Raw genomic sequence first — 16,906 nt, 5'->3', positions numbered from 1 at the left:
ATCTAATTAAACGCCTATTGGCAACATTGAAAACATGGAGAAGAAGATTAGTTTAAGATTGGTAGTGGAAACTTTGTTGGCTTTAGTGTCCTTTGGTTTCACGCCTGTGCTCATCAAGTCAGTGTCGGCAAATCCTTATACGATAGGTATAGTTCGACTTTGCATAACGATGGTGTTGACGGGGATTTTTTTAGCATCATTTAAGGAAATAAAGGCTTTAAGTTTCAAGCAAGTGAAAAGCTTGGCTTTAATGGGTTTTTTGTTTGGAGCGCATTGGGTAACTTATTTCATAAGCATCAAGATTGGATCTGCTTCCATTGCTTTTTTAGGCTTATGCACTTTTGGCATACATTTGATATTGTTGGGTTGGATCATGAAGTTGAGAAAACCACAATGGAATGACTTCTTGGCTGTTGCCCTTGTGATATGCGGAAGCTTGATGGTGACGCCTGAATTCAGCTTGGAAAATAATCAGACTTTAGGTTTGTTGGTTGCGATTATAAGCGCTGTTTTTTTCGCTGGACTTCCTATTCTACAACAAAGAAATTCAGAAATATCGGGTTCTGTCAGAGCTTTTGGACAATATGGTTTTGCGCTTGTTTTGTTCCTTTTTACGCTTCCTTTGACAGAATGGGAATCATTGACCAAGTCTGATTGGATGGGGTTGGTCGCTCTTTCAGTAGTTTGCACATTTATAGCCCACACATTATGGGTTAAAGCGACTACGGAATTGCCAACTACTGTTTCGAGTATTATATATTATTTGACTTTGCCACTGGCTATGGGAATAAGCTATATGTTTTTGGGAGAGGAAATGACTCTGGAGAAAGTAGGGGGTGCTTTGCTGATTATAGTAGCTAATATTATAAGCATATTGCCAAAATTAAAATCAAACAAGACTCTTGAAGAGAAAAAAATAGAACAGGAAACTTTAGAGGAACGATAAACAAGAGAAATTATGACGATCACACATGAAAATGAATTTGTTGAAGTAGGGTATGAGAATGATTACGGTGTTATTCGATATAAAAAATATTGCCCGGATAAAGAAGATAGGGAAGCGATGCTTGCTCTACTTGAAGTAGTAAAGGAAAAGAAGTTTCAAAAGCATATGGCCAACCCTTCATTGATGGGAGTTGCTCCTGTGGAAACTCAGATGTGGATTGCTGAAGTGATCATGCCTGCTTTGCTAGAAGCTGGAGGTGGTGAGTATTACGCGGCTACTGTGATAGGCAAGGATGCTTTTGCCACTTTTGCTGTAAAGAACATGGAAAGAAACATGACTGAGGAAGATTTGAAATTGAGATTTTTCCCGTCTGAAGATGAAGCTTTCGCTTGGCTAGAGGAAGTTAAATAGCAATCAGGAAGAAGCTATCTTATGTTGGCTTCTTCCAAATTCAATTTTTTAGTTCTTTTCTTTTGATAATAATTTAATATCGGGTAAGATAATACCGAAAATAAGATAACGAGTGTTCCTATATAGAAACCGCCATTCATTTTTTCACTATCACCAATAATCCAGTAGGCTAGCATAATGCCGTATACAGGCTCAAGGTTTACGCTTAAGTTCATAGCGAATGGAGATATTCTTTTCATTAACTCCACAGATGCTGTATAAGCATATACAGTGCAGATCAAAGCCAATATTAGGATATAAGCGATATCATTAGTATCCATATTGAAATTTAATTCTCCATTTGCCGCAAAATTCTTCACATAAATCGGAGAGAATAAAATAGTGGATAGACAAGCTCCACTGATTTCATAAAAGGTGATCATAGTTGGGTGGTGCTTTTTCGCGAGCTTAGAATTGATAATAGTGAATAAAGCTGCAAGAATAGCCGCCATGACAGCCATGCCAAGTCCTATTGCATGATTGAATTCGAATAAAAATATGATGTAGAGACCTCCAATAACAAAAAGTCCTAAGATTACTTCAAAAGGCTTCACGGCTCTTTTGCTTATGATTGGGTCTAGTATGCTCGTCCAAAAAGCGCAAGTGGCGGCTCCGGCTAAAGTTACAGAAGCATTAGAAACTTCCGAGGAGGCAAAGAAAAACATCCAGTGCATGCCAATTAGAAAACCGGTCAAGATCATTTTTAAAGCGTTTTTCATCCCTATGTTGAAATTTTGCCTTTGGTAAAGCAATACCAAGGCAAGTCCAACAGAGGCGATGAAAGTTCTTAGAAATACGACTTCTATCGCAGGTATGCTGATTAGCACTCCCAACACAGCTGTAAATCCCCAGATGAATATTAGGAAATGCAGGTGAAGATAATCTCTAAGCATAAGGTGTATCGTTATTTAGGTACTCGAGTATATAGAAACACTCCAATAATTGCAAAAATTATATTTGGTATCCATACGGCCAGTATCGGATTAGTAGAGCCTGCTTCGGCAAGGCTTCGACTAAACATGAAGAAAATGATATAGATAAACGCAAGAACGAATCCTAGAGCTATTTGATAGCCTGTTCCTCCTCTGGCTTTTCTACTGGAAACGACCAAACCTATCAATGTCAAAATCACAACTGCGAAAGGAGACATGTATCGAATGTACTTTTCGATGCGGTATACTTTGACATTGTCGGCGCCTCTGCTTTCCAGATCGGCAATTTTTTTGTCAATTTCGTTAAGCGTCAAAGCTTCATAGAGTTTGTAATTGTTGGAGAAATATTTTGGAGTAAGATTCAGCGCTGAATCTAGTTTGTCTCCGTGAGTGAATATTTCTTGAGTTCCATTAATATCTCTGATTTCCCAATCAATGAATTGCCATTTTTTGATATCTTCATTCCATTTCATTCTTCTTGCGGAAAGCTTTGATATCAGTTGATTGCCGTCAATTTTTTCTAAAGTCACTTTGTATGCTTGATCAGAGTTTACATTGTAGCTTTTGAGATATAAATACGTGTCGGGAGAGACTTTAATATGAACATCGCTTTCATCGAAATGATATTTTCTTTTAAAGTATGTGGTTTCGAATGCTAGTCGATCTTTATTCGTGTTGGGAATGACCCAGCCATTGAGGTAAAAACTAGCGCTGGCAATGATACCTCCAGCAATCAAATAAGGAACCATAAGCCTTTTAAAGCTTATTCCGCTACTGAGTATCGCAATGATCTCAGTATGGCTGGCCATCTGAGAGGTCACATATACTGTAGTGATGAATACCATTAGCGGGGTGATGAAGTTTGCTATATACGGGGCAAAGTCCATATAATATCCTGCAATTTCGGCGAATCCCAGATTGTGTTGAATGAATTTGTGGTTTTTTTCGGTCATGTCGATTACTACAACGACAGCCACGATGATCATCACCACAAATACGTATGTTGTAAGCAATCGCTTAAGTATGTATCGGTCAAGAACTTTGAACATTTCTTTACGAATATATTGGCTCTAATTTAATTAAACGTTTAATCAAAATGATATCTACCGAAATTAGTTAAAAAATGAGTAGATAAAAAAAGAGAAGAGCAGATATTGCTCTTCTCGTAAATATTATGAAGCATGATTTGGAATTATAGCCTGCGGCTAACTTTTTCCACCATGATATTTTTCCATGAAGCGAATTCTCCGCTTATGATTTTCTCTCTAGCTTCTTTAACCAGCCATAAGTAGAATGTCAAGTTATGGATACTTGCGATTTGCGCTGCAAGAATTTCTTGAGATCTAACCAAGTGTCTCAAATAAGCTTTGCTGTAAAATGTGCTTACATATCCACCGATTGCTGGATCGATTGGCGAAAAGTCATCCTTCCACTTTTCATTTTTAATATTGATAATACCCTCGGAAGTGAATAGCATGCCGTTCCTTGCGTTCCTGGTTGGCATAACGCAGTCCAACATGTCCACGCCCAGAGCAATACTTTCAAGGATATTCGCAGGAGTCCCAACCCCCATCAAGTACCTTGGTTTTTCTTCCGGAAGAATGTTTGTGACAATTTCGGTCATTTCATACATTTTTTCAGCAGGCTCGCCTACTGAAAGACCTCCAATAGCATTTCCCGCTCTGTTTTTAGAAGCGATTACTTCAGCAGACTGCATTCTCAAGTCTTTGTAAGTGCTTCCTTGAACGATAGGAAATAATTCTTGATTGTATCCGTACAGAGGGTCTGTGCTGTCTACTCTGTCAATGCATCTTTGAAGCCATCTGTGTGTCATTTCCATGGATTCTCTTGCGTATTTGAAATCGCAAGGATATGGAGTACACTCGTCAAAAGCCATGATAATATCCGCGCCGATTTTTCTTTGAGTATCCATCACGTTTTCAGGCGTGAAAAGGTGTTTGGAGCCGTCGATGTGTGATTTGAAAGTAACGCCTTCCTCTTTGATCTTTCTTGTCCCTGACAATGAAAAAACTTGATAACCACCACTGTCAGTCAATATCGGCTTGTCCCAACCATTGAACTTATGAAGTCCTCCTGCTTGTTGAAGGATCTCCAATCCTGGTCTCAAATACAAGTGGTAAGTGTTCCCTAATATGATTTGAGCTTTGATATCTTCCTTAAGCTCTCTGGTATGAACAGCTTTTACTGTTCCCGCAGTGCCGACAGGCATGAAAATAGGCGTTTGGATAGTGCCATGATCAGTATTCAATTCGCCAGCTCTCGCTCTGCTTTTAGGGTCCTTGGCGTTTATTTCAAATTTCATCTATGGTAATTTCTTATTTCAATTTCTCTGCATTTGCAAAAATATGCTATTTAGAAACCATGTCCTAATTATTGCAATCCATTTGTTAAGAGGCTAAAAGTTGTTTCGCAAGTCTCTATGTCTCTTTAATATGTTTGCGCTGATTTTGTTTGCAAAGCTAAATTTTCCGATGTCTGTACTTTCTGTATAATTATTAATATGTCTTGATGATCAATTTGAAAAAGATTTGCTAATATTATAGGCTGAATTATTAGAAGAGTAAGTGTGTATGCAGATTTTGTTTATAGTTTTTTTAGTTAGCGGGCTAGCTTATTTGCTGTTTGCTTTGCGATTTTTTCTTCCTCTAGCATTTAAAAAAGGCGATACGGATTCAAGCAATGGTGGAGAAAGCGGATTGAGTTTGATTGTGGTTGTTCATGACCAATTTGAGCCATTGAAAGAGTTTTTGGATATGATGTCGCTTCAGTCGATGAAAAACTTTGAAGTTATAGTGGTTGATAATTGCTCCAACGATGAGACTTATGATTTTTTGCTCGAAAAGAAAAAGCATCAGGACAATTTGAAAGTAGTCACTTTGAAGCAAGTCCCGGAGCACTTGAGTAGTTACAAGTACTCTTTGACGCTTGGAGTGAAGGCGGCGGATTATGACAGAGTGTTGGTGACGGAAGTGAATTGCAGGCCTGAATCCGAAAAGTGGCTTGAAAAATACGACAAAGGCTTTGATGACAAGACGAATTTTGTCCTAGGATATAGTCGCAAGATGGATGGAGTTTCTAAATTATTATGGTTTGACAATGTCATGGATCAAGCGATGATGATGTCGATGGCTGATCAAAATCGACCATACAAAGGAGATATTTGTAATATTGGCTTTAGAAAAACGTTCTATTTAGGAAAGAATGTGTATAGCGCTTGGCAAGGGCTGATTGGCGGCGAAGGAGAGCTGTTGATCAATAGTTTCGCCAAAGGCAAGGATACAAAGGCGCTTTTTGGAGAGCCTTTTATGCTTCAATATTCACCAACGAGTAAAAAAGATTATATAAAACAAAAAATTTACCAAATTCATTTAAGTAAATTTTTTAAATTTAAAGACAAATTGAGACTTAGTGCATTTTTTCTTTCAAAAGTGCTGTTTTGGTCTTTGTTAATTATATTGCTCGCTCTGCGATACAAAACTATTGAGGTAATGGGCTGTTATTTGGGTATAATGGTTTGTTTGACGGTCGTAGGAGGTGTTGGAATTAGAAGGGTAGACGGAAAACTTAAGGCGTGGATGTGGCCAGTCTTTGACTTACTTCATACCGTTTATTATGCGTATATCTGCATTCGGGCGTTTTTTTCAAAAGAAATTAAATGGAGTTAGGCAACAAACAATTTTCGGCAAAAGCTTTGGAGGATTTCAAGCTTATAGACAGAGCGGTCCAACACGAGGACCAGCAAGCCTATGGCGACCTCATGAAGCGCTACAGAAAGCCAGTATATCATATGATATTGAAAATGATCCGCAATGTCGACGACGCAGAGGACTTGACAATTGAGGCATTTGCCAAGGCTTTCAAAAATCTTCATAAATTCAAGAAGGATTATACGTTTAGCACATGGTTGTTCAGAATAGCGACGAACAATTCCATTGACTTTATTCGAAAGAAAAAGCTGGATACCATGAGCATTGACTCGACCTTCAAGGATGATAATGGAGATACGGTAAGTATTGATGTGAGGGACAATAATCTGAATCCGCAGGAAGAAGCGATCAAGAGCCAAAAGATAGAGTTGGTTCAAAATTTCGTTACAAAGCTGCCTCCAAAGTACCAAAGATTAGTGAAGTTGAGGTATTTTGACGAGCTTTCGTACGATGAGATTGCTAAAACCCTTGACGCGCCTTTGGGAACTGTCAAGGCACAACTTCATAGAGCGAGGGAATTGATGTACGATATTGTCAAAGGCAAGGAACAACATATATAGCTCGTAAACAGCTATTGTAAATGATATTGAGTGAGCGATAGGTTGATTATCGTTCACTTTTTTTATTTTTGCCGAATCTTAATCTGGCAGAAGGATTGAGGAAGCTATATAAAATAAAGATATTGGTAATGAATGGAGTAGATTTAATCATCAAGTATTTTCCTGACTTGACAGATTTGCAAAAGCAGAGATTTGAGGAATTGGGACGTTTGTATCCGGAGTGGAACGATAAGATCAATGTGATATCCAGAAAGGATATCGATCAACTTTACACTAGGCATATTCTTCATTCATTGGCTATAGCTAAAGTTATTAATTTCAAGCCCATGACGACTTGTTTGGATGTCGGAACGGGTGGTGGATTCCCAGGTATTCCTTTGGCGATTATGTTTCCGGATTCTGATTTTCATATGATCGATTCTATTGGGAAAAAGATAAGCGTGGTGAATGGCATCATAGAAGCGTTGGATTTGCAAAATGCCGAAGGCGAGCAGATTCGAGCCGAGCAAATACATGATCATTATGATTTTGTGATCAGCAGAGCTGTGACACGCCTCAAGCCATTTTATCAGTGGATTAAAAATAATATCAGCAGAAACTCTTTCAATGATCTTGATAATGGCATCTTGTATCTGAAAGGCGGAGATTTGAGAGAAGAGATGAAAGAAGCAAAGAAGAAATATACGCTTTATGACATCAACGACTTCTATGATGAAGAATTTTTTGATACTAAAAAGGTCGTTCACGTGCCAATTGTGAATTAGATTTGTCTAGATAAAATGAAAAAATTATCCCTTCAATGATCAAAAGATTGTTGAAGGGATTTTTTTATGAATGCTTTCGGAGAATATTTTGTAGGGAAAAAAGAAGTTGGGACAAATCTCGTTCTTTAGGAATAAAGAGTGTAAATTGCGGTCTTTAGATAAAGTCTAAATAAAATTACAATGAGGCAGAAAACAATAGCTGATATGAAAGTAGGAGAAAAGGCAGTGATCGCTGGCTTTAAAGAAGACCTTCTTTCGCTAAAATTGCTTGAAATGGGTTGTTTGCCCGGCGAAAAAGTGGAAATGTCGCTTGTCGCTCCTTTAGGGGATCCCATAGCCGTGACCGTTTCTAATTATCAATTGTCTCTGAGAAGAGATGAGGCGTCAATCATTTACATCGAAGATTAAAGAGTATTAATGGAGTCCGTAGCAAATACTGAGGTAAAAGAAATAAGCAAAGTGTTCTATAGAGTTGCGTTGATAGGCAATCCTAATGCAGGAAAAACGTCTTTATTCAATCATTTGACTGGATTGAATCAGAAAGTTGGCAATTTTCCGGGAGTGACTGTTGATAAGAAAACAGGAGTGATGACGAGCCCGGAAGGGAAAGTTTGCCATATCATAGACTTGCCGGGGACATATAGTATTTATCCTCGATCGTTGGATGAAAAAGTTGTTTTCGACTCGCTGAGTGATAGACAAGGGAATATCGACTTGGCAGTAGTGGTTGTTGACGCATCCAACTTGAAGAGAAACTTGCTTCTGCTTACGCAAATCAAAGATTTGGGGCTTCCTACGATCGTAGTGCTTACGATGAGAGACTTGCAGGAAAAGCATGGTGAAAAACTCAATATCGTGCAACTTGAGCGCAAGCTAGGAAGTCGCATCATTCCAGTTAACGGACGAACTGGTGAAGGTGTAGATGCTTTGAAAAGCTTGTTTGATAAAGATATTGATTTTGAGAACAAAACGTTTTTCGATGTAAATGAATATGCGAATGAGTTTACCGTAGGGATAAAAGAAAAGTTCAATATTGAAAATGACTATTTAGCTTATCAATACGGACATCAGTATCAGAGTTTGCCGAAACTATCCCCTTCTGAGAAACTATATGTGGAGAAATTAGTGGATTCCACAGGTTTTGATACGAAGGTTCTTCAGTCTAAGGAAACAATAAAGAGATATCAGCTTATAAGCGATATTTTAAAAACATGCTTAAGCCAAAGAAAAGAGTCGGAGCCATTGCGTTCTTTCACTCATAAATTGGATAAGATTTTTACACATAAAGTTTATGGGTACGCAGTTTTCTTTGTCTTGTTGACATTGATTTTTCAAGCCATGTTCGAATGGTCGAGCGTTCCTATGGATTGGATTGATGGAATGTTTGCGACTTTGAGTGAGAAAGTAGCTGAGTGGCTCCCAGATGGACCTTTGAATAATTTGCTTACGGAAGGAATAATTCCGGGGATAGGTGGAATTGTTATTTTCATCCCCCAGATTACTATTTTGTTTGCTTTTATCACCATACTTGAAGAATCTGGCTATATGGCTAGAGTTGTGTTCTTGATGGATAAAATAATGCGCAAATTCGGTCTGAATGGAAGAAGCATAGTGCCTCTGGTTTCAGGAGTAGCTTGCGCTATCCCTGCGGTTATGGCTTCTCGAAGCATTGAAAACTCTAGAGATCGTTTGATAACAATATTGGTAGTGCCGCTAATGAGCTGTTCTGCCAGATTGCCTGTGTATGCAATATTGATTGCTTTAGTGGTTCCAGAACAGAAAGTATTAGGAGTTTTCAATGTGCAAGGTCTTGTGTTGATGGGACTTTACCTGCTTGGTTTCGTGGCGGCATTGGTATTTGCTGCTATTTTTAGAAAGTTTCTAAAAGTAAAAGAAAGATCGTTTTTGGTGATGGAGTTGCCGAATTATAGGGTGCCTAGATGGAAGAATGTAGGAGTTACAGTTTATGAAAAAGGACAAACTTTTGTTTTCGAGGCAGGTAAGATCATTTTAGCGATTTCTATTATTCTTTGGGTATTGGCAAGCTATGGACCTGGGGACAAACTGGAAAATGCTGAAAAATATGTAACGGAGCAAGTGGAGAATAAAGGACTTGACGAGAATCAAATAGAAGATAAAGTAAATTCATACAAGCTTGAACATTCTTACGCGGGACAACTTGGCAAATTCATCGAGCCGGTGATCAGACCATTGGGCTATGATTGGAAAATAGGAATAGCGTTGTTGACATCATTTGCGGCCAGAGAGGTTTTTGTAGGAACAATGGCAACGATTTATTCCATTGGCTCTAAGGCTGAGGACGATGGAACGATAAGAGATCGTCTAAGATCTGAAGTGAATCCAAAGACAGGCGAGCCTGTTTATACGAAAGCTGTAGCCTTTTCTTTATTGATATTTTATGCATTCGCTATGCAATGCATGAGTACATTGGCAATTGTAAAAAGAGAAACGAAAAGTTGGAAATGGCCGGCATTTCAAATGGTGTATTTGACATTGTTAGCGTACGGTTCTGCTTTTGTCGTGTACCATATTTTCTCATAAGCTATGAAACAACAAAGCAATGTTGAATTGTTTTTCATAGCTATTGTGCCAGATGAACCTGTTCAAGGCGAGATTATGGCTTTGAAAAATGAAGTTTATGAAAAATTCGGTAGCAAGGGGGCTTTACGCTCTCCCGCGCATATCACTTTGCATATGCCTTTCAAGTGGAAAGTATCGAAGATGGAATTGCTGGAAAAATCCTTGCAATTGACGGCATTGGAATGCGATTCATTCTTGCAGCAATTGGATGGCTTTGACGCCTTTGATCAGAGAGTTATTTTCGTGGATGTCATGGAAAATCCGATATTGAGAGAATTGCACAGCAAAGTGTCAAGGTGCATGAGGACGAAGCTTAATATGATGAATGCCGATTATAAAGCAAAAGGTTTTCACCCTCATGTCACGATAGCATTTCGGGATTTGAAAAAGAGTGTTTTCAAGGAAGCTTGGCCTGAATTTGAATTTAGAAAATATAATGCTTCGTTCAATGTTGGAAGCTTTGAGTTATTGAAGCACAATGGCTCTGGATGGGAAGTTTATCGAAGATTTCCTTTTGGGGATGATTAACTATAACTTTTCGCTGAATAATTTCGTATCTTGCAATGGTAACCTATAGTAGAAAAATTGAATGTTGAGAATTTTCCGTACCATATTGTCCGTATTTGTGATTGTTTTCGTGTTGGCGGGAACAATTGGAGTGGCTGAATTCGGCCATATATGCGGAGGCTCTGCGGATTATTCATTGTTTACTGAAGCCAGTGGTTGTTGTGGAACAACTGAAGAAGTTACAGTTTTCACTTCAACAGACTCTTGCCATTCAGGCGGTTGTTGTCATTTTACTTCCGAATATTGGGGAGTGAAGTTTGATTTTTTTCAACAATTCACGGGATTTGACTTTTCACTTTATTTTATACCAGCTTTCTCCTTTAGCGATTTAGTAGCGAATTTGGCAGTTGAAGCTGATTATATCAATGGGTTTTCTGATAGCTCTCCTCCCCCCAAGTTGCATGGTAGAGGAATGCTAGCCGCATACTGCACATATTTAATTTAGAATATTCTCTTACATCCTCTTTTCAGAGGAGCTTAGCATTGTCTTTTTTAAGGTGTGATTTTTCGCATTTCAATTATTTGAACATGTTAATGCTAAGACATCTTCGCGATATTTCATCGCAAATTTTATAGTAAAAGGTAATGTTATGATTATGACTTAGCCGTGTCGGCTTTAGTCAAGCATGCCTTTTGGTTTCGGAATAGTTAAGAGAAAAATACATGAATTATATATTTAGAATATTAGCATCATTGTTATTTGTGACAATGTTGAATCTTAATGCTAGTGCTCAATCATCCAAAGTAATGATGCACATTATGGATGAAAAAAAGGAAAGTTTGGCGGGAGCGAATGCGATTAACAAATCAAATGGGGATATTCAAGTATCGAATGCCGATGGAATGATAATGTGGGAGAGTCTTGATATAGGAGATACCATTGTAGTTAGTTTTATCGGGTTTGAGGAGCAAAGTCTAGTCTTTGGTGGAAAGCAGGAAATGCATGTGATGATGAAGGCTGGACTTGGACTTGACGAAGTTGTAGTGAAAGGGAGCACAACTTATATGGATAAACTTGAAACTTCGCAAGTAGAAACGATAACGTCAAGCGAGTTGAAAAAGGCTGCATGTTGCGATCTGTCGGAAAGCTTTGAAACAAATGCTTCGGTGGATGTTGGTCAAAGCGACGCGGCTACGGGATCCAAGAAAATTCGATTTTTAGGTCTTTCAGGAAAATATACCCAATTGCAAGTGGAGAATATTCCTTCATTAAGAGGACTGAGCGCTCCATATGGATTGTCGTATATTCCGGGGACTTGGGTGGAAAGCATAGATGTTAGCAAGGGTGCAGGTTCCATTGAGAATAGTTATGAGGCAATGACTGGTCAAATCAATGTTCGATTGATTCAAGCGGAAAATACAGAAGGCCTTTATTTCAATTTGTATGGGAACTCGTTTGGTAGAATGGAAGCCAACATACATACATCGACAAATTTGAACGATAAACTAAGCAGCTCATTGCTTATTCATGGCGATTATATGGGGAATGAGCTGGAAGGAAACAATGACGGCTTCATGGATTTGCCTAAAAGCAAAAACTTCAATGTGCTTAATCGCTGGAAGTATAAGAGTGATAAATTTGTTTCTAACTGGAACTTTCAAGTCTTGACCGATGAAAAAGTAGGAGGTCAGTTGGGTTATGACAAATCAATGAATCATAGTTCGTCTGATTTGTATGGTATTTATTCCAAGACTAATAAAGCCAGCTTTTTTGGTAAAAGTGGTTTTAATGACCTTTTTGGAAATTCTGATTGGCAAGCTGCTGTATTTTATAATTTGGATTATACTGAACTGGAAAGCTATTATGGTCGAAGAGACTATGATGCTGATCAATTTTCAGCTTTCTTTAACGGATTTGTCATCAAGAAGATGAACTACGGACTTGATCAGTTGAAGGTTGGAGTGAATTATTCTTTTGACCAATTTGACGAGCAATTGGGGAGCTTGGATTCCGAAGGAGATTATTTATACCTTGACCGTGTGGAAAGAGTTTACGGAGCATATGGAGAGTGGACTCATTCGTTTAATCAAAAGTTCTCCAGCGTAGCAAGCGCAAGATATGATTACAACAGCCTTTATGGTGGTCAGTTTATACCGAGATTGCATTTGAAATACAATGCTGCAGAGAATACGGTGTTGAGAGCGAATGCTGGAAAAGGTGTAAGAACTCCGAATCCAATCGCTGAAAACACGCAAGTATTGGTGTCAAGTCGAGATGTTGTGATGAACGACTTGGATCAAGAAGTTTCTTGGAACTTTGGAACGAGTTTGCAACAAGAGTTTTCGATGTTTGGAAGTTCGGCTTCATTTGTCATGGACTATTATTATACTTTTTTCGAAAATCAACTCGTGGTCGATATGGATACTGATGCTAGCAAGGTGATTTTTTCCAACTTGGACGGAGATGCTGGAGCGCATAGCTTTCAAGCGGAGTTGGCTTTTTCACCACTAAGTGATTTGAGTGTTAAGACAGCATATAAATATTACGATGTCACGACGACTTTCAATGGAGAGTTAGAGCAAGTGCCTTTAGTCGCTAAGCATAGATACTTTTTGAACTTAGGCTATAGTTTGTTTCAGGACAAAGTTAAGATTGATTGGACGGGGAATTATATAGGCAGCAAAAGATTGCCTCATACTACTGAAAATCCAGAAGCTTATCGACTGGATGATACTTCGCCTTCCTACTTTACGATGAATGCGCAAATAAGCTATGCACCTAAAGATAAACTGGAGTTCTATCTTGGAGGGGAAAATTTAACCAATTATAAACAAGAAAACCCAATATTGTCCTCTGAAGATCCTTTTGGTGATAATTTCGATGCCTCTATGAATTGGGGACCGATTACAGGAACAATGATTTACGCTGGCTTGAGATGGAGATTGCTTGAATAATAGATGGAAAATGGTTTCTAGCTTATGATTAAGTGTTATGCTTTAGAGAGGACGCTTATTCATGATTTCTTCACTTAATAGGTGTATATTAAGAACTTAAAGGAGTTTCATTATATCAATAATGGAACTCCTTGTTTTTTGCGAAATAAACACATGGCTCAAGAGTTTCCTATTAGCAGGAATTTTCCCTTGTTGAATCGAAAATTATGGATATATTTGCCTTTTTAAAGGATATTGGCTCAGATGCGAATAATATGATGTATCGGAGAGCTTAGAGTTGTAAGATAAAAGAAAAAAAATGGCTTGGTTTAATAGAAAAGACAAAGGAATACAGACGCCTACATCGGACAAAAAAGATTTGCCGGAAGGATTATGGTACAAGTCACCAAGTGGAAAAATTCTGCATACACGCGAATTGCAGCAGAATGCTTATGTATGTCCTGATGATAATTACCACGTGAGAATAGGCTCCAAGGAGTATTTTGAAATATTGTTTGACAACGACGAATTCGAGGAATTGGATGCTGAGATGAGTTCTGCGAATCCGCTTGAGTTCCAAGACACAAAACCTTATCCTAAGAGAATCGAAGCTTCTCAGAAGAAAACAGGACTTAAGGATGCTGTAAGAACAGGCGTTGGCAAAGTAAATGGCCATGACTTGGTGGTGTCTTGCATGGATTTTAGCTTTATTGGCGGATCTATGGGATCTGTTGTTGGAGAGAAGATTGCTAGAGGTATCGAGTACTCTTTGAAAAACAATATACCGTTTATGATGATTTCAAAGTCGGGAGGAGCTCGTATGATGGAAGCAGGACTTTCATTGATGCAGATGGCTAAAACTTCAGCGAAGCTTGCTCAGCTTAGCGAAGCGAAGATCCCTTATATTTCTTTGATGACTGACCCTACGACGGGTGGAGTTACAGCTTCATACGCTATGTTGGGTGACTTCAATATCGCAGAGCCTAACGCTTTGATCGGATTTGCTGGTCCAAGGGTGATCAGAGAAACAATAGGAAAAGATCTTCCAAAAGGTTTCCAAAGATCGGAATTCTTGTTGGAGCATGGATTTTTGGATTTCATAGTTGACAGAAGAGAGTTGAAATCAAAAATAGCTTCATTGCTATCTATGCTGGGATTTTAGTTTGTCACGGAATTTGAGTTGTAGAATGCGAGGCTTAGCCTCTATTAAAATATTTATTTTAATTTAATTACTAACCATTTTAACATTATAGTTAAATGACTTCAATTATTATCACTGCGATAGTAGCGTTTACGTTGATTATCCTTATGCTAGTAGTGATCTTGTTGTTTGCTCAATCCAAGTTGGTGCAATCAGGAGATGTTAAGATCACTATCAATGGCGAAAAAGAAATCGTCACAGCAGCAGGGTCAACGCTACTAAACACACTATCTGCGCAAAAGATATTCTTGCCGTCCGCTTGTGGTGGTGGAGGTACTTGCGCGATGTGTAAATGCCAAGTTCTTGATGGTGGCGGAGATGTGTTGCCTACTGAAGAGGGACACTTGAGCCGTACTGAACAAAAAGAGAAAGTGCGTCTTTCATGTCAGGTCAAAGTTAAGAATGACATGGATATTCAGATTCCTGAGGAGGTGTTTGGTATCAAGAAGTGGGAATGCGAAGTTGTTTCTAACTATAACGTTTCTACATTTATCAAAGAGTTCGTAGTGAAGCTTCCTGAAGGGGAGACGATGGATTTCGAAGCTGGTGGATACATCCAGATTGACGTGCCGGAGATCACTGTTAACTTTAAGGATATGGATATCACTCCTAAGCCAGAGTTGAATCACCCTTCTGACGTTTACCAGTCGGATTGGGACAACTTCGGTATGTGGGATCTAGTGATGAAAAATGACGAGCCTATCTATAGAGCATACTCTATGGCGAATCACCCTGCTGAAGGTAGCATCGTAATGTTGACTATTCGTATCGCGACTCCGCCATGGGATAGAACTAGCAATAGATTCATGGATGTTAATCCAGGTATTTGTTCTTCATATGTATTCTCTAGAAAGCCGGGAGATAAAGTAATGGTTTCAGGACCTTACGGAGAATTCTCTATCAACCCGACAGAAAGAGAAATGGTTTATATCGGTGGTGGTGCAGGTATGGCTCCATTGAGAGCGCAAATCTTCCACTTGTTCCATACGGAAAAAACAGGACGTAGAGTGCAGTATTGGTATGGTGGTCGTTCGAAGAAGGAATTGTTCTATGTTGACCACTTCCGTAAGATCGAAGATGAATTTCCTAATTTCCAATTCAACATCGCTCTTTCTGAGCCTCTTCCTGAAGACAACTGGAAAATTAAGAAGCAGTTAAGCGACAAAGACGGTGACGGTTATACAGGTTTCATTCACCAAGCGCTTTATGATAACTATTTGAAGGATCACGAAGAGCTTGACGAAGTTGAGTTTTATCTATGTGGACCTCCAATGATGAATGCCGCTGTATTGAAGATGTTGGATGATCTAGGTGTGCCACCAGAAAATATCAGATTTGACGACTTCGGAGGTTAATCCAAAGAATTTTATACTTATATTAATGCTAAAGCCATCCAGATTATTTGGATGGCTTTTTTAATTCCCATACAATGATTATAACAAAATCCGAATAGCTAATGAGTATTTTTAGAATTTGATCGGAATCAGATTTTTAGAGAAATATTGAGTGGCTTTTCTTCTCCAATAATCGTAATATGAAATACAAACGACTGTTTATTGGTGAATTTTTAAAATAAATACATTTTTTATGGAGGGATATATTGATTTTTTAAATACGGTAATGGATTCTTATGAACTTGATAAAAAAAGGCCTTCGCTTTCGAAAAAAAATGTTGCGGTGATAGACGATTTGATGTCAGGCCAGAAAGAATCTTGGAAGACAGAGGTGAATGGCGAGAATGGAGAAATCTTGATTGTAGAGATTTATGTTTTGAAGGAAAAAGATGGCGTATTGAAGCCGGGAGTTTGCTATGAATATTCTCAAAACGGTGAGGCAAGTCTGAAGAAGGACTGCAAGGCTGCTGAAGTCAATGCCTTGAATCATCATGATGATCCGTTTGGTTTGAGGATAGGAGATTTTTGCAGCTTAAGAGCGATCAATTCATTGTTGCTTGAGTTGAGACTGGAAGACAAAGAGAATGGTTTTGCTGTGGATTTATTTTTGGAAAATAGGCATCAAAAGTCTAATGAAGCTTGGGTGAAGCCTGCTGAGTCTAATACGGTTTATGCTATTCAAGATGGTTTGGCAGAAGGGTTCGTTGTAATCGAAGAGCAGAGAATAGAGATTTTTGGAAGCGTGACACAGCAACATAGCTGGCTTTAGGCTACATGCGCTTAAAGCCAAATATTGGAAACTCTATTTTTAAGCTTATTTGGCTATTCTTGTTATTAATGGCACTTTTTGCTGTAAATTATTTATTTAATTTTAATTTATTTTTTAAAA

The 16,906-nt window shown here is 38.5% G+C and carries 16 protein-coding genes; 13 read left to right on the top strand and 3 right to left on the bottom strand.

Annotation, left to right across the window (positions count from 1 at the left end; translation table 11 throughout):
* Positions 1-34 precede the first annotated feature (34 nt).
* On the top strand, positions 35-946 hold the full coding sequence (locus tag AABK36_RS18010; protein WP_309936533.1) for a DMT family transporter: 912 nt from the start codon (positions 35-37) through the stop codon (positions 944-946).
* Positions 947-958: 12 nt separating this feature from the next.
* A complete protein-coding gene (locus tag AABK36_RS18005; protein ID WP_309936532.1) occupies positions 959-1,357 on the top strand; it encodes a hypothetical protein in 399 nt (132 codons plus the stop codon).
* Between the two features lie 14 nt (positions 1,358-1,371).
* On the opposite strand, the gene AABK36_RS18000 is transcribed toward AABK36_RS18005, so the two are convergent.
* From AABK36_RS18000 to tgt, 3 genes are all read right to left on the bottom strand, one after another.
* Positions 1,372-2,289, bottom strand: coding sequence for a DMT family transporter (locus tag AABK36_RS18000; RefSeq protein ID WP_309936531.1), 918 nt, complete (start codon positions 2,287-2,289; stop codon positions 1,372-1,374).
* Between the two features lie 11 nt (positions 2,290-2,300).
* Positions 2,301-3,377 (bottom strand): LptF/LptG family permease, encoded by a 1,077-nt coding sequence (locus AABK36_RS17995; RefSeq protein ID WP_309936530.1) that lies wholly within the window; start codon positions 3,375-3,377, stop codon positions 2,301-2,303.
* 143 nt (positions 3,378-3,520) lie between these two features.
* A complete protein-coding gene (gene tgt, locus AABK36_RS17990) occupies positions 3,521-4,651 on the bottom strand; it encodes a tRNA guanosine(34) transglycosylase Tgt (protein ID WP_309936529.1) in 1,131 nt (376 codons plus the stop codon).
* Positions 4,652-4,919: 268 nt separating this feature from the next.
* On the opposite strand from tgt, the gene AABK36_RS17985 reads away from it, so the two are divergent.
* The 11 genes from AABK36_RS17985 (at position 4,920) to AABK36_RS17935 (ending at position 16,786) form a co-directional block, all read left to right on the top strand.
* Positions 4,920-6,014 carry a glycosyltransferase family 2 protein gene (locus AABK36_RS17985; RefSeq protein ID WP_309936528.1) on the top strand — a complete coding sequence of 365 codons (1,095 nt, stop codon included), beginning with the start codon at positions 4,920-4,922 and terminating at the stop codon, positions 6,012-6,014.
* Entirely contained in the window at positions 6,005-6,616 is a 612-nt protein-coding gene (locus AABK36_RS17980) for an RNA polymerase sigma factor (protein ID WP_309936527.1), read from the top strand. The genes AABK36_RS17985 and AABK36_RS17980 overlap by 10 nt, the downstream gene beginning before the upstream one ends.
* Before the next feature lie 128 nt (positions 6,617-6,744).
* Positions 6,745-7,380, top strand: a complete 636-nt coding sequence (gene rsmG, locus AABK36_RS17975; RefSeq protein ID WP_309936526.1) for a 16S rRNA (guanine(527)-N(7))-methyltransferase RsmG — start codon at positions 6,745-6,747, stop codon at positions 7,378-7,380.
* 180 nt (positions 7,381-7,560) lie between these two features.
* A complete protein-coding gene (locus AABK36_RS17970; protein WP_309936525.1) occupies positions 7,561-7,788 on the top strand; it encodes a FeoA family protein in 228 nt (75 codons plus the stop codon).
* A 9-nt stretch (positions 7,789-7,797) separates the two neighbouring features.
* Positions 7,798-9,942 (top strand): ferrous iron transport protein B, encoded by a 2,145-nt coding sequence (gene feoB, locus AABK36_RS17965; protein ID WP_309936524.1) that lies wholly within the window; start codon positions 7,798-7,800, stop codon positions 9,940-9,942.
* 3 nt (positions 9,943-9,945) lie between these two features.
* Positions 9,946-10,509 (top strand): 2'-5' RNA ligase family protein, encoded by a 564-nt coding sequence (locus tag AABK36_RS17960; RefSeq protein ID WP_309936523.1) that lies wholly within the window; start codon positions 9,946-9,948, stop codon positions 10,507-10,509.
* 61 nt (positions 10,510-10,570) lie between these two features.
* Positions 10,571-10,993 carry an HYC_CC_PP family protein gene (locus tag AABK36_RS17955; protein WP_309936522.1) on the top strand — a complete coding sequence of 141 codons (423 nt, stop codon included), beginning with the start codon at positions 10,571-10,573 and terminating at the stop codon, positions 10,991-10,993.
* A 218-nt stretch (positions 10,994-11,211) separates the two neighbouring features.
* A complete protein-coding gene (locus AABK36_RS17950) occupies positions 11,212-13,443 on the top strand; it encodes a TonB-dependent receptor plug domain-containing protein (protein WP_309936521.1) in 2,232 nt (743 codons plus the stop codon).
* 298 nt (positions 13,444-13,741) lie between these two features.
* Entirely contained in the window at positions 13,742-14,584 is an 843-nt protein-coding gene (gene accD / locus AABK36_RS17945; RefSeq protein ID WP_309936520.1) for an acetyl-CoA carboxylase, carboxyltransferase subunit beta, read from the top strand.
* A gap of 95 nt (positions 14,585-14,679) precedes the next feature.
* Positions 14,680-15,978, top strand: a complete 1,299-nt coding sequence (gene nqrF, locus AABK36_RS17940) for an NADH:ubiquinone reductase (Na(+)-transporting) subunit F (RefSeq protein ID WP_309936519.1) — start codon at positions 14,680-14,682, stop codon at positions 15,976-15,978.
* A gap of 232 nt (positions 15,979-16,210) precedes the next feature.
* A complete protein-coding gene (locus AABK36_RS17935) occupies positions 16,211-16,786 on the top strand; it encodes a hypothetical protein (RefSeq protein WP_309936517.1) in 576 nt (191 codons plus the stop codon).
* Positions 16,787-16,906: the final 120 nt, after the last annotated feature.

The sequence above is a fragment of the Aureibacter tunicatorum genome (assembly GCF_036492635.1).
GTDB lineage: Bacteria > Bacteroidota > Bacteroidia > Cytophagales > Cyclobacteriaceae > Aureibacter > Aureibacter tunicatorum.
The sequence above is the reverse complement of the archived record's forward strand: the minus strand, read 5'-3'. Positions and strand labels throughout refer to the sequence as shown.

Bases quoted from the DNA above. Each gene is read 5' to 3' on its own strand.
- rsmG (WP_309936526.1), top strand. From the start codon at position 6,745: ATGAATGGAGTAGATTTAATCATCAAGTATTTTCCTGACTTGACAGAT.
- feoB (WP_309936524.1), top strand. From the start codon at position 7,798: ATGGAGTCCGTAGCAAATACTGAGGTAAAAGAAATAAGCAAAGTGTTC.
- AABK36_RS17970 (WP_309936525.1), top strand. From the start codon at position 7,561: ATGAGGCAGAAAACAATAGCTGATATGAAAGTAGGAGAAAAGGCAGTG.
- tgt (WP_309936529.1), bottom strand. From the start codon at position 4,651: ATGAAATTTGAAATAAACGCCAAGGACCCTAAAAGCAGAGCGAGAGCT.
- AABK36_RS17935 (WP_309936517.1), top strand. From the start codon at position 16,211: ATGGAGGGATATATTGATTTTTTAAATACGGTAATGGATTCTTATGAA.
- AABK36_RS17950 (WP_309936521.1), top strand. From the start codon at position 11,212: ATGAATTATATATTTAGAATATTAGCATCATTGTTATTTGTGACAATG.
- AABK36_RS17960 (WP_309936523.1), top strand. From the start codon at position 9,946: ATGAAACAACAAAGCAATGTTGAATTGTTTTTCATAGCTATTGTGCCA.
- nqrF (WP_309936519.1), top strand. From the start codon at position 14,680: ATGACTTCAATTATTATCACTGCGATAGTAGCGTTTACGTTGATTATC.
- AABK36_RS18010 (WP_309936533.1), top strand. From the start codon at position 35: ATGGAGAAGAAGATTAGTTTAAGATTGGTAGTGGAAACTTTGTTGGCT.
- AABK36_RS17985 (WP_309936528.1), top strand. From the start codon at position 4,920: ATGCAGATTTTGTTTATAGTTTTTTTAGTTAGCGGGCTAGCTTATTTG.
- AABK36_RS17980 (WP_309936527.1), top strand. From the start codon at position 6,005: ATGGAGTTAGGCAACAAACAATTTTCGGCAAAAGCTTTGGAGGATTTC.
- AABK36_RS18000 (WP_309936531.1), bottom strand. From the start codon at position 2,289: ATGCTTAGAGATTATCTTCACCTGCATTTCCTAATATTCATCTGGGGA.
- AABK36_RS17955 (WP_309936522.1), top strand. From the start codon at position 10,571: ATGTTGAGAATTTTCCGTACCATATTGTCCGTATTTGTGATTGTTTTC.
- accD (WP_309936520.1), top strand. From the start codon at position 13,742: ATGGCTTGGTTTAATAGAAAAGACAAAGGAATACAGACGCCTACATCG.
- AABK36_RS17995 (WP_309936530.1), bottom strand. From the start codon at position 3,377: ATGTTCAAAGTTCTTGACCGATACATACTTAAGCGATTGCTTACAACA.
- AABK36_RS18005 (WP_309936532.1), top strand. From the start codon at position 959: ATGACGATCACACATGAAAATGAATTTGTTGAAGTAGGGTATGAGAAT.